General features: G+C 59.4%; 4 protein-coding genes and 1 pseudogene. 4 read left to right on the plus strand and 1 reads right to left on the minus strand.

The window, feature by feature from the left end:
- The first annotated feature begins 111 nt into the window (after positions 1–111).
- From FIU28_RS04760 to FIU28_RS04775, 4 genes are all read left to right on the plus strand, one after another.
- Positions 112–1,668, plus strand: a complete 1,557-nt coding sequence (locus tag FIU28_RS04760; protein WP_143571903.1) for an ISL3 family transposase — start codon at positions 112–114, stop codon at positions 1,666–1,668.
- On the plus strand, positions 1,616–1,978 hold the full coding sequence (tnpB, locus tag FIU28_RS27290; protein ID WP_143571904.1) for an IS66 family insertion sequence element accessory protein TnpB: 363 nt from the start codon (positions 1,616–1,618) through the stop codon (positions 1,976–1,978). Before FIU28_RS04760 ends, tnpB begins: the two co-directional genes overlap by 53 nt.
- Before the next feature lie 121 nt (positions 1,979–2,099).
- On the plus strand, positions 2,100–3,638 hold the full coding sequence (gene tnpC, locus FIU28_RS04770) for an IS66 family transposase (RefSeq protein ID WP_210245512.1): 1,539 nt from the start codon (positions 2,100–2,102) through the stop codon (positions 3,636–3,638).
- Between the two features lie 347 nt (positions 3,639–3,985).
- Positions 3,986–12,502, plus strand: coding sequence for a GH36-type glycosyl hydrolase domain-containing protein (locus tag FIU28_RS04775; RefSeq protein WP_143571906.1), 8,517 nt, complete (start codon positions 3,986–3,988; stop codon positions 12,500–12,502).
- Positions 12,503–13,065: 563 nt separating this feature from the next.
- On the opposite strand, the pseudogene FIU28_RS04780 reads toward FIU28_RS04775, so the two are convergent.
- A pseudogene (locus tag FIU28_RS04780) lies at positions 13,066–13,826 on the minus strand (IS110 family transposase); the annotation flags it as partial.
- Positions 13,827–13,843: the final 17 nt, after the last annotated feature.

Consider the following 13,843-nt stretch of genomic DNA (forward strand, 5'->3'; position numbering starts at 1 on the left):
ATCGCACTATCAGGGGCATTGAGCGGCACGGGTGGGGTCAACTGCGGGGTCTGACTCACATCTGATGATTTTTTTGCCGAGCTTGCGGTTCTCCAACGGGGAATCAACGCCATGCGAGCCGAAGTTCGAATTTCGTCGCTTGTGCCGAGTGGGCTGGTTATTGAGAGTGTAAGTGATTCATCTGACTCAATTATTTTGGCCGTCCGATCCGAAGCCGGAATGGCCGAGTGCCCAGTGTGCGGATCGAGATCGCGACGAATCCATAGCCGATACGACAGGCAAGTCTCGGATTTGCCCTGTGCCGGTAAGCAAATACGCCTCCGCGTGATCACGCGGCGGTTTGTTTGCGAGGTACCTCATTGTCGGCGGCGGATTTTCGCTGAACGGTTCGGGGACAATGTTCTCCCCACCCGGTCGCGCCAGACGGCACGGCTGGAATGCATCGTCCACCATTTAGGATTGGCACTCGGCGGCAGACCAGCAGCGAGCTTTGCCAGGCGGCTGATGATGCCGGTCAGCAACGATACGTTGCTTCGGGTTGTACGACGGCGGGCAGCCCGACGAACCCATCCTCTGACCGTCGTCGGCGTCGACGATTGGGCCTTTCGACGCAATCGCCGTTACGGAACGATCGTCTGCGATCTCGAGCGGCGGCGGATTGTAACCCTGCTTCCAGATCGCGAGGTCGCCACAGTTCGAGCGTGGCTCGCTGATCATCCGGAGATCAGTGTCGTATCGCGCGACCGTGGCGGCGGTTACGGCGAAGCCTCGGCAAAGGCGCTCCCTGACGCGATACAGGTCGCTGACCGTTGGCACCTGATGGAGAACGCCAGCGCGGCCTTCCTCGACGCGGTGCGCAAGTCCATGCGCGCAATCCGCAGCGCCATTGGCTCGACGACAATTACCCCAGAGTTGCTCACCTCGGCAGAAAAACTACGATACGAGAGCTATCTGCGGCGCGAGGATACAAATGCGGCGATCATGGCGCTCGCCAGGGACGGCGTTTCGATCATGCAGATTGTCCGCCGCCTGGGTCATAGTCGCAATCTCGTTCGCCAGACGTTGCGGGGTGGGCGAGCCGACGTGTTCCAAACACGGGAGCGTTCGCTCGACGCGTATTATCTGTTCCTTGAGGGCCTGTGGAGCAGTGGCTGTCGCAACGGCGCCGAACTCTGGCGTCGCTTGCAAATGCAAGGGTTCCGGGGATCCCTCCGTACGGTTGGCGAGTGGACAACACGTCGACGTCGTTCGGAAGCGGTCAGCAAACAACAGCTGCAAAGGGTGCCCTCCGCCAGAACTATCGCCCGTCTTATGACGATTAAGCGAGATTGCATGACCAAGGCTGATGCCCTGGTCATTGCCGCCATCGAGGCTGGCGTGCCGTCCCTTGTCGAGGCCCGCACGCTCATCGACCAGTTCCACGATATGATCCGAAAAAAGGACGAGGCCAAACTCGATGCCTGGATCGCGAACGCAAAAGCAAGCCTCGTCTCATCCTTCGCCACGGGAGTCCTCAAGGATATCGCTGCCGTGCGCGCTGCAATCACGCACCCTTGGTCAAACGGCCAAGTCGAAGGACAGATTACGAAGCTTAAACTTGTCAAACGACAAATGTATGGGCGCGCAAAAATTGACCTTCTCGAAGCACGATTGCTCGGTGCAGCATGATCTGCGATGCCGTCATCAAACATGCGTCAGAGCCAACTGCGGAAGCCGATCGGGGGTCAAACGGCGCGCCTATTCACATATTGGTGATCTCTACGTTTTTAGGGGCCGTCGCGGCGACCTGATCAAGATTATTTGGCATGATAGTCAAGGCGCGTGCCTGTTCACGAAGCGACTGGAGCGCGGCCGCTTCCTGTGGCCATCCCTTGCGGACGGCGTTGTCACGATCAGCGTTGCGCAATTATCCTATCTTCTGTCCGGAATTGACTGGCGCATGCCGCAGGCAACCTGGCGTCCACAGGCTTCCGGATAAGCTGATATTTTTTGTCTTACGACGAAGATCGCGCACGATTTTTTGCGACGAATATGATTGATTCGTCATCGTGACGAGCCCCTCTGATCCGCTTCCCGCCGAACTTTCCGCCGCGCACGCGATGATCCTGGCGCAGCGCGAATTGCTGACGCTGGCAACCAGCGAAGTGACCGTCGGTCGTCTGGAAATCGAACGGCTGAAGCTGATGCTGGCCAAGGCGCGGCGCGAGCAGTACGGGCAATCCTCTGAACGCGGCAGGCTGCTGGTCGAGCAACTTGAGCTGGCAATTGAGGATCTTGAAGAAACCCAGGCCGAACAGGAAACAGAGGCCGAGACCGCGGCACCAGAAGCCGCCAAGCAGAAGCGTGCGCAAAATCCACGGCCGCCGCGACGTCCCCTGCCGGACAACCTCCCGGTCGAGCGTATCGTCGAACCTGCGCCGTGTGCCTGCGGCAAATGCGGCAGTCAACGGCTTCACAAACTTGGCGAGGTGATATCGAAGACCCTTGAATGCGAACCAAGGCGCTGGAAGATTATCGAGCACATCCGTGAGAAGTTCTCTTGTCGGGACTGCGAGGCGATCACCGAGGCGCCGGCACCCTCCCATCCGATCCCGCGCGGCTTCGCCGGGCCGAGCCTGCTGGCGATGGTGCTGGTCAACAAGTTCCTGCTGCATCAGCCGCTGAACCGGCAGAGCAAGACCTTTGCTCGCGAGGGAATCGAGATCGATGTCTCGACGCTGGCGGATCGGGTCGGGGCCTGCGTGGTAGCGCTCGATCCGCTGGTCCAGGCGATCCGGGCGCATGTGCTGAGCGCCGAGCGCATCCACGCCGACGACACGACCGTGCCTGTGCTGGCGAAACTGAAGACTGTCGTCGGCCGGATCTGGACCTATGTTCGCGATGACCGTCCGTTTGGCGGCAAAGACCCACCGGCGGCGTCGTTCCATTACTCGCGCAGTCGTGCCGGGGAGCATCCGCAAGGCCATCTTGCCGGCTATGTGGGCCTGATGCAGGCCGATGCCTTTGATGGATACAATCAGCTCTACAAGGCTCAAAGGAAGCCAGCTCCGATCCTTGAAGCGGCTTGCTGGAGCCACGGCCGCAGGAAGTTCGTCGATCTGGTGAAACAGGGAGAGGCGCCGATAGCCAGCGAGGCTGTGCGTCGTATCGATATGCTCTTCGAGATCGAGCGCAGCATTAACGGAAAAACGCCGGAGCAGCGGCTTGTCGTGCGCCGTGAACGATCGCAGCCGCTCATCGCCGAGCTTGAAATCTGGATGCGGCAGCAGCGGGCATTGCTCTCCACGAAGAACGACACCGCCAAGGCGATCAACTACAGCCTTAACCGCTGGCCATCGTTCACCCGCTTCCTCGACGACGGCCGCGTCTGCCTGTCCAACAATGCCGCCGAACGGGCCTTGGGCGGCATCGCAATTGGAAGAAAGAATTGGACCTTCGCAGGCTCAGACGCTGGCGGTCAGCGCGCAGCCGCCATCTACACGTTGATCGAAACCTGCAAGATGAACGACGTCGATCCGCAAGCCTGGCTTGCTGACGTATTGGCGCGGCTTCCAGATCATCCCGCCACCAGGGTCGCCGAGCTGCTTCCCTGGACCTGGAAAACAACCCAGCGGCCAAAGACCGCCGCCGCAGCCTAAGCGCCCGCTCATCCGGTTATCGCTAAGGCCAGGGTCTTTGCCGGATGCTTACGGTACGAGCAATTTTGTTCACTCAGGACGCTGGCTTAAGACTTTACGGCGATCGATTTTTCAAAAACTGATTCGTCGAGGAACTTTTTCGCTTAGACGGCTTTATGATTCCGTCGTCAGGCGTTGCTCAATCCCGTCGGACGACGCAAAATGGATAACTTGAACGGCCTCGGTGGTTCCCCCCGCTGGGGCCGTTTTGTCGACAATAATGCTACCGGCAGTGCCCCCGCCTCGAAGCGCTGTTTTAGAGCCTCTGTCGCAACGAAAATAAGCGAGCGATGACCGGAAATCCGCGTATGAAATGGATCTTTCAAAGCTTTCGCGAACGCCGTTCACGATTACCGCCTTGGAATGATCCGTCGCCGGTAAGGGAAGAACTATTCGGTGTTGAACGACTTGAGCAACATGCGAAAAGCCTGGCTGCAGCGCAGCTGGTTACGACAAGACCAGCCCGTGTTTTGTCCTTGCCCACGCGGCTCAGCGACAACGCTGCCATTTTACTGAAAGCCTACCGGGCGAGCGCTGCGGAACTGGAGGGCGGTCGCAGCGTGGTTCCGGCCGCGGAATGGTTGCTCGACAATTATCATCTTGTGGAGGAGCAGATCCGCGAAATTCGGGTCGATCTTCCGTCCGGTTACTACCGCCAACTTCCGAAGTTAGCCGAAGGACCGTTCGCCGGCTATCCAAGGGTATTCGGCTTGGCCTGGGCCTTCGTGGCTCACACCGATAGCCACTTCGATCCCCAGACCTTGCGCCGTTTCATCGCGGCATATCAGCAGGTTCAGCCACTCCTGATTGGCGAGCTGTGGGCGGTCGCGATCACTTTGCGCATTGTGCTGATCGAGAACCTGCGGCGGTTGGCCGACCAGATTACGGCCGGACAACGCTCCCGCGCGGATGCTGACGCGCTGGCCAGCCGCCTTCTTGCGCCGGGCGGTTTCAAGTCCGCGCTCGAAGTCGGCGCCCGCCCCGCAGAGCCCTTGTCGGAGGTTTTTGCAGCGCAGCTTGCCAAGCAACTAAGGGATCGGGACCCGAAAACGACGCCCGCATTGGGATGGTTGGAGGGAAAACTGCGACTTCAGGGTTTATCAATGGATGAGGTTGTCCAGCACGCCCTGCAAAGGTTGGCCGCTTCTAACGTCACCGTACGCAATGTCATCACCAGCATGCGGTTGATTTCGGACGTCGATTGGGCCGAGCTATTCGAGAGCGTGAGCCTGGTCGACGAGCGGCTACGCGGGGCGAGCGCCTTTGCCGGGATGGATTTTTCGACACGCAATTTGTACCGGAGCGCGATCGAGCAGTTGGCCTGGCGATCGACGCCGTCTGAACTTGAGGTTGCTGGCCTTGCGCTAGACGCGGCGCGCGCCGCGCAGGCGACGGCAGTAACAGCCGAGGAAGCCGAACGCACCGGAGACCCCGGATATCATCTGATTGCGGAGGGTCGACCGGCATTCGAGGAGATGATCGGATTTCGGCCCGCGCTAGGCCTGCGGCTCAGCCGGTTCAACATTCGCCTCGGAATTGCCGGCTATGTAGGATCAATCCTGATCGCGACCGCGCTTCTGCTGTCGCTCGCACTTTGGGCGCTGGCTATACCCGAGCTCGCTACCGGATGGCTCATTCTCTTGGCGCTGGTCGGCTTGCTGCCGGCATCCGAGGTTGCGACCGCATTCATCAATCGTGCAATCATGTTGAGTTTCGGCGCCGTCATCTTGCCGGGGCTTGAGCTTACAGCGGGTGTTCCGCAGTCGCTGCGGACGCTGGTCGCGGTACCTACATTGCTGACCAGCGAAGCCGATCTTTTGGAGCAAATCGAACGATTGGAAGTCCACCACCTCGCTGGGGCCGGCGGCGATCTCACATTCGTCCTCCTTTCCGATGGAGTCGATGCGGACCAGGAGATTGTGGAAGGCGATGGGAGTCTGCTCGCCGTCGCCGCCGAGGCGATCGAGCAGCTCAACCACCGTTATCCGCCGGGGCCCGGCGGCAAACGCTTCCTGCTGCTGCATCGCCGCCGCGTGTTCAACGCCGGCGAAAACAAATGGATGGGTTGGGAGCGCAAAAGGGGCAAGCTGCATGAACTCAACCGGCTGCTCCGCGGGGCCGTCGATACGACATTTATGTCCGTCGAAGGCAGCGCGCCGCAGGTGCCCCCCGACGTTCGCTACGTCATTACTCTTGATGCCGATACGAGATTGCCGCGAGATGCCGCAGTGCGGCTGATCGGCAAAATGGCCCATCCTCTGAACCGCCCGAAATTCAATGCAACCGAGCAGCGTATCGTTCACGGCTATGCGATTCTCCAGCCCCGCGTTATGCCATCGCTGCCGGTGGGTCGCGAGGGCTCGCTTTACCAAAAGATCTTCTCCGGCCCTGGCGGCATCGATCCCTATGCGGCCGCGGTCTCCGACGTATACCAGGATCTCTTTGGCGAAGGCTCCTATACCGGCAAAGGCATCTACGACGTTGATGCGTTCGAAGCCGCTCTCTCCGGCCGCATTCCAGAAAATGCCCTGCTCAGCCACGATCTGTTTGAGGGCGTTTTCGCCCGCGCCGGCCTTGCCTCCGACGTCGAAGTTGTCGAAGAATTCCCATCGCGCTACGATGTCGCTGCCAAACGGCAGCACCGCTGGACTCGAGGCGACTGGCAGCTCCTTCCCTGGATATTCGGGCATCATTCAGGACGCTGGTTGGTTCCGCCGGTCGGCAGATGGAAAATGTTGGACAATTTGAGGCGGTCGCTGCTTGGACCGCTGACGTTGATCGCTTTGTTCACATGCTGGTTGCTACCGTTGCGTTCAGCCATACCTGCGGCCCTTATGGTCCTCGCTACGATAGCAATCCCGGCGTTCCTCCCCGCCTTGCTCACCCTGCTGCCGCGTCGCGCCGGCATCCTTTTTCGGAGCCACATCGACCGAATCACTGGTGATTTCCGCACTGCGGCGACACAAGTCTTCTTGTCAGTTGCTTTTCTTGCAGATCAAGCCTCGTGCATGGGCGATGCCATCGCGCGAACGCTGGTGCGAGTATTGCTGACCCGACGCCACCTACTGGAATGGACCACAGCCGCTCAGTCGATGCGAAATCCAAGGCTCGCTCTTGGCGGCTTTTATAGCGAGATGGCGGGTGGCACGTTGCTGGCGATCGTCCTGGCTGTCGCCACCGTGGCTTTCGCACCCTCGTCCTGGCCTCTCGTGCTGCCCTTTGCGCTGCTATGGATGGCGGCGCCGGGACTTGCGTTGTGGGCCAGTGGATCGCCCTCCGTGACACGGCAACTCGCCGTATCTGATCTGGACGCGCGGGAGCTTCGCCTCACCGCGCGTCGTACATGGCGCTTCTTCGAGACCTTTGTAACGATCTCGGACAACATGCTGCCGCCAGATAATTTCCAGGAAGATCCGAAACCCGTCATCGCACATCGGACCTCGCCCACCAATATGGGCCTCTATTTGCTCTCTGCCATTGCTGCGCGCGACTTTGGTTGGGCCGGAACGACGCAGACCGTTGAGCGGCTTGAAAAGACGCTCAACACCATGCAAAAGCTTCCGCGCTTTAAAGGACACTTCTTCAACTGGTACGGGACGTTGGACCTGCAAACTCTCAATCCAGCCTATGTCTCGTCCGTCGATAGCGGAAATCTCGCGGGTCATCTCATTGTTGTCGCCAATGCGTGCGAAGAGTGGACGGACGCTTTAGTCGCGTCGGATGCACGGCGCGGTATGATGGACAATCTTCGGCTGGCGCGTGAGGCGCTCGATAGATTTCGCGCTCAGAGCGGCGACGCTGGCGTACTGCTCGCAAGCGTCCTCGCAGAAATCGCCGCCCAGTTAGAGAAAGAACAGACGTTTGAGGCATTATCCCCTGCATTGGATCGGCTTGCCGAACGTGCCGCGAAAGCGGCTCGCAGCATTATTGCAGAATTCGCGGATGACCCCTCTCAAGATCTGGTTTTCTGGACCGAGGCGCTAGAAACGTCGCTGGCCGAACATGTCCGAGACAAGGAGATTGCCAGTACGCCGCGCGTCCTCAAGGACCGCCTGCTTGCTTTGGCCGATATCGCGCGTGACCTGGCGCTTGCGATGGATTTCAAGTTCCTGGTCGATCCCGAGCGTAAACTTCTATCGATCGGCTATTCCGTCGCTGACATGCGCCTCGACACAAATTGCTATGATCTGCTGGCCTCGGAAGCTCGCCTGGCCAGTCTGTTTGCGATAGCAAAAGGAGACGTTCCTACGAAACACTGGTTCCGTCTTGGACGGACCGCGACGCCACTTGACGGTGGTTCGGCGCTGATTTCGTGGTCAGGGTCGATGTTCGAATATCTGATGCCGTCTTTGGTGATGCGGGCACCCGCGGGCAGCCTGCTTGAGCAGACTAATCGCAGGGTGGTTGCAAGGCAGGGGTCTTACGGGCGGTCACTCGGCATTCCCTGGGGCATCTCGGAATCCGCTTACAATGCCCGCGACATTGAATTCACCTACCAGTATTCCAACTTCGGCGTTCCCGGTCTCGGCTTGAAGCGCGGTCTTTCGGAAAATGTCGTGATCGCGCCTTATGCAACGGGCCTTGCGACCATGGTGGACCCGCACGGCGCGCAGTTAAATTTCGAGAGTCTTGTAGCGATCGGTCTGCGCGGCCGCTATGGCTTCTACGAGGCGGTGGATTTTACCCGCTCGCGGCTGCCTGACGACGAGGATATGGCAATCATTCGCAGTTTCATGGCCCATCATCAGGGCATGACCATCGTCGCCATCGCCAACACCCTGCAAGACGGCCAGATGCGCGCCCGCTTCCATCGAGAACCCATCATTCAGTCGTGTGAGCTTCTGCTACAGGAAAGAACGCCGCGCGACGTCGCCATTGCCCATCCGCGGGCCGAAGAGGTGAAGGCTTCCGCAGTCGAAGCCACGGTCGATGCCTCGGGCGTACGCCGGCTGACGCAGGATTCGCTCGCGGGTCCGCCGGTTACTCATTTGCTTTCGAACGGGCGCTACGCGGTGATGTTGACCGCGACGGGGGGAGGTTATAGCCGATGGCGCGAGTTGGCCGTCACTCGATGGCGCGAGGATACAACTCGCGATGACCAAGGCTCTTTTATTTTTCTGCGCGATATGCAGACCGAAACCGTCTGGCCCGCGGCTCAGCCGATACGTAGCGATACGAATGAGAACGAGGTGTTCTTCGGCGAAGATCATGCGCAATTCGTCCGGCGTGACGGCACGCTGACAACGACCATGGACATTATGGTTTCCGGCGAGGACGACTGTGAAGTCCGCCGCATATCCTTGAACAATAGCCGACGGCGCCCGCGTGAGATTGAGATCACATCCTATGCAGAGTTGGTTCTGACTGCGCCAGCAACCGATAACGCGCATCCGGCTTTTGCAAAGATGTTTGTTCAGACCGAATATCTGGCCGAATGTGGTGCGCTCATTGCGACGCGCCGTCCACGCGCACCTGACGAGCCTCGAATCTGGGCCGCGCATTTCGCGGTGGTGGAAGGCGAAATCGTCGGCGATTTGCAATATGAATCTGATCGGGCCCGGTTTGTCGGTCGATGTCGTACCGTCGAATCGGCTGCGGCAATCGAGCACCACCAACCTCTTTCGAACACGGTCGGGACCGTTCTGGATCCGATTTTTTCGCTCAGATTGAAAATTCGTATCCCGCCTCGCAAGGTCGCCCGGGTCGCCTTTTGGACCCTTGTCGCTGCAACGCGAGCCGAGCTTCTGGATCTAATCGACAAACATCATGATAGCAGCGCATTCGATCGGGTGAAGACTCTCGCGTGGACGCAAGCTCAGGTTCAGCTCCGTCATCTCGGCGTCGAGGCTGAGGAGGCCGCGGATTTTCAACGTTTGGCTGCGCCCATCCTTTACGCCGACCCGCGCTTTCGCGCACAATCAGAAGCGATCATTCGCGGAGCGGCGGCACAGTCGGGCCTATGGCCGCTTAGTATTTCGGGCGACCTGCCGATCGTGCTTCTGCGCATTGACGATACAGAGGACATCGCCCAAGTGCGACAGCTACTCCGCGCTCACGAATATTGGCGCTTAAAAGGTCTCGGCGTCGATCTTGTCATCGTTAATGAGCGTGCTTCTTCCTATATCCAGGATCTTCAGATCGCTATTGAGACTGCGGTGCGGAGCAGTCAATCGCAGCCGCCTTTAAGTGATGGACTTGCGAAGGGATCGGTTTATACACTTCGCGCCGACTTGATGAGCGTCGATGCAAGGTCCTTGCTTCAATCGATCGCCCGCGTCGTGCTGGTGGCGCGCCGCGGGCCCGTCGCCAGTCAGCTCGCGCGCCTGCCGCATTCAGTCGGCTTGTCGCCAATCCGTCACCCGAAACCTGGCGTGTCATTGCCGGAGCCCGCGTCCGCGTCGACGCCGCCCGACCTTGAGTTCTTCAATGGCCTCGGGGGTTTTGATAAAGACGGTCGCGAGTATGTAACCATCCTTGATGCAGGCCGGACGACGCCGGCACCCTGGATCAACGTGATCGCAAATCCCACCTTCGGCTTCCAGTGCTCGGTCGAGGGGAGCGGCTACATCTGGGCTGAAAACAGTCGTGAAAACCAGCTCACGCCATGGTCGAACGATCCGGTCGGAGACCCGTCGGGCGAAGCGATTTACATTCGTGACGAAGAGACCTTTGATCTCTGGAGCCCAACCGCGCTGCCGATCCGCGACGGGGGGACCTACATTGCGCGCCACGGCTTTGGCTACAGCCGCTTCGAGCATGAGGCGAACGGTATTGCGCTGGAATTGCTGCAATACGTTCCGGTTGCCGATCCGATCAAGATTTCCTGCCTCACGCTACGAAACCTCTCCGGCCGGCCGCGCAGGCTGTCGATCACCTCTTACGCGGAATGGGTGCTAGGCACTTCCCGCGGAGCGTCGGGTCCGTTTATCACAACAGAAATGGATGGGGCCACCGGCGCGATGCTGGCCCGCAATCCCTGGGGTATGGCCTTCCCCGGCCGCACCGCTTTTGCCGATCTTAGGGGCCGGCAGACATCTTGGACCGCCGACCGCACCGAATTTCTTGGTCGCAATGGCGGGCCTGAGTCGCCCGCGGCGCTGATAGGGAGGGTCCCTCTCTCCAAAACAACAGGTGCCGGACTCGATCCCTGCGCTGCCTTGCAATGCGTCGTTGAGCTTGCCGCAGGCGAGACCATCGAAGTGGTATCCTTCCTCGGGCAATGTACCACGCTTGACGCGGCCCATGCGCTGATCACCCGCTATCGCGAGGCCGATCTCGACGCCGTACTCAAAGAGGTGACCGATCAATGGAAGACGTTGCTTGGCGCGGTCCAGGTCAAGACGCCGGATCGAACGATGGATATCATGTTGAACGGCTGGCTGCTCTATCAAACGCTTGCATGCCGTATCTGGGCACGCTCGGCCTTTTACCAGGCAAGTGGCGCCTTCGGTTTCCGCGATCAGCTTCAGGATAGTATGGCACTGACCTTCGCCAGCCCGGATGAGACACGGCGCCACCTTTTGCGCGCCGCTGCGCGCCAGTTCTCAGAAGGCGACGTGCAGCACTGGTGGTTGCCGCATTCCGGGCAGGGGGTGCGAACACGGATCTCGGATGATCGAGTCTGGCTCGCGTTTGCGACTGCGACCTACGTTGTTTCGTCGGGCGACTCTGCAGTTTTGGATGAAACAATTCCGTTTCTTGAAGGGCCGCAGCTCCAACTTGGTGAACACGACGCGTTTTTCCAGCCGATGATTGCGGATGAAAAGGCGTCTCTGTTCGAGCACTGTGCTCGAGGCCTAGATCAGTGCGTTGAACTCACGGGCAAGCACGGCTTACCGCTGATGGGCACCGGCGACTGGAACGACGGTATGAACCGGGTCGGCGAAGGCGGTCAAGGCGAAAGCGTTTGGCTAGGCTGGCTCCTGCTGCGCACCATCGAAATGTTGGCGCCGCTCGCGGAAAGCCGCGACGCCGACCGCGCCAGACGCTGGCGCGCTCACGCGGCATTGGTGCGGAATGCGATCGAGCAGGACGCTTGGGACGGCGAATGGTATCGCCGCGCGACCTACGATGATGGCACGTGGCTTGGCTCCAGGAATAATGACGAGTGCCAAATCGATTCAATAGCACAGTCGTGGGCGGTGTTGTCACGGGCTGCCGAGCCCGCGCGTGCCGCGGAAGCGATGGCATCTCTGGAGGGGCACCTTATTCGCCACGAGGACGGTCTAGCTGTCCTGTTCTCGCCCCCTTTCGATACCACATCGCACGACCCCGGCTACATCAAGGGTTACCCTCCCGGCCTACGCGAAAACGGCGGCCAGTACAGTCACGCCGCGATGTGGGCGATCTTCGCGTTTGCGGAACTGGGCGCGGGCGACAAAGCACATGATCTCTTTGCACTGCTTAATCCGATCAACCATGCCAAGACCTCCGAAGACGTCGAACGCTACAAGGTCGAACCTTACGTTGTCGCTGCCGATGTCTATTCAGTAGCGCCGCATGTGGGACGCGGGGGTTGGACCTGGTACACCGGTTCTGCCGCGTGGATGTATCGTGCCGGAATCGACGGCATTCTGGGCATTCGGCGCGACGGTGAGTTTCTTGTCATCGAGCCCCGCATTCCAGCCGCATGGCCCGGATTTGAAGTCATCGTAATAGTGGGATCGACGCGCTACGAAATCCGCTTTTCCACGCGATTTATCGGTGATCACAGTGTTCCGAATGTCATCCTCGACGGCACAATCGGTCCGCTTGACCAACTACCGCTCCGTGTCGCCCTCGACGGCAAAACCCACAAACTGGAGATTTACGCAGCAAAGCATTGAGAGCGCTTTTTGTGAAAATATTCTATCCAAAATGGTTATTCCAAATCCGACAGCCGCGAGAGACGAAGCCGTATCATTCGAACGACCACCAAGAGTTGCCGAAACGACATGGTATTTAATTAAGCCCGACGCACAGACGGCATATACTCTGGCCCACCTGCGTTGCTGAAACAACGTCAGAGTGTCAATCGGCCCTTTAATTGCGATCTGTTGTCAAGCACCCTTTCATCCGCCCTCAGCAAAGCCGTAGCGCTCGCCCCGTCGAATCTGGATGGGGCCGTGTAGACGGGGCAAGAATGGCCGGCGTTACTACAGCGGTAGGTGTTGGATCTTCTTTTGCCGTAGGAGAAATTTTACCACGGTAGCTTTGATGCCATCGCCAGGGTCATGGTTCTTTCCGAGGTCGCCAAGCGCCTCATGATGATGTCCGGGGCGGGTGCCTCAACGTGTGCAGCGGAGTGCGGACGAGCTGCCACCAGCCGATTGACCGAGGTCACCGCGACCACCGTCCCAGCGGGACATCGCCAGCCCGGCGGACCGGACCGGAAAGCTTCAGTATGCGTTCAGGCCGGTGTGGCATGGCCCCAGTCGAACGAGGTGCCATCGACCCAAATGCAGTGAAGGATGACGACAATCTTTCGGGCAACGGCGGTCTTTGCCTTCTTCACACCTATTCGCTTTGCGAGCTTCATTCCCCAGACTTTGAGGGAGGACCATTTTTTGGTCCGATAGAGCAGAACGGTCGCCGCCTCGAACAAGTAGGATCGGAGAAGACGGTCGCCCCATCGCGATATCTTGCCGCTAGTGTCGGTTTCTCCAGATTGGTTGCGCCGAGGCGTAAGGCCGAGATAGGCGCCGACCGTAGAGGCCGATCGGAAGCGGGACGGATCGTCGATCGTATGGCGGAACGTGAGGGCCGTCACCACTCCGACGCCTGGAACTGTCATCAGGTGCCGCGTCGTCTCGTCCGACATCGCCAATCGGCGGACCTCGTCGTCAAACTTGCTCTGCTGGTGACAGATATGCTCATAAATCGACAGGAGCGGCGCGGTCACGCTGAGAAGCTGGTGATCTTTGCCGAGTATCTCGCTGACCTGATTGCGGAACTGTTGGCCGATGGCGCGAGGGAATAGCAATCCATATTCCTTGATCAGACTGCGGACTTGGTTCTCAATGTCCCGGCGCATGCATACGAGTCAGGATCGCGCGACGAGTATCGCGCGGACCTTTGACTTTCCTCGCTTTTAACTTTTACTTCTCGATACCAACCGACCCGTACCAGTTCGGCAAGACCTCGAGCGTCATTTTGATCACTCTTGTTCAGCGGCCCCGCCAAACGCG

The sequence above is a fragment of the Tardiphaga sp. vice154 genome (assembly GCF_007018645.1).
Taxonomy (GTDB): Bacteria; Pseudomonadota; Alphaproteobacteria; order Rhizobiales; family Xanthobacteraceae; genus Tardiphaga.

Excerpts from the sequence above, each read along its gene's own strand:
- FIU28_RS04760 (WP_143571903.1), top strand. The coding sequence starts at position 112 with ATGCGAGCCGAAGTTCGAATTTCGTCGCTTGTGCCGAGTGGGCTGGTT.
- tnpB (WP_143571904.1), top strand. The coding sequence starts at position 1,616 with ATGGGCGCGCAAAAATTGACCTTCTCGAAGCACGATTGCTCGGTGCAG.
- tnpC (WP_210245512.1), top strand. The coding sequence starts at position 2,100 with ATGATCCTGGCGCAGCGCGAATTGCTGACGCTGGCAACCAGCGAAGTG.
- FIU28_RS04775 (WP_143571906.1), top strand. The coding sequence starts at position 3,986 with ATGAAATGGATCTTTCAAAGCTTTCGCGAACGCCGTTCACGATTACCG.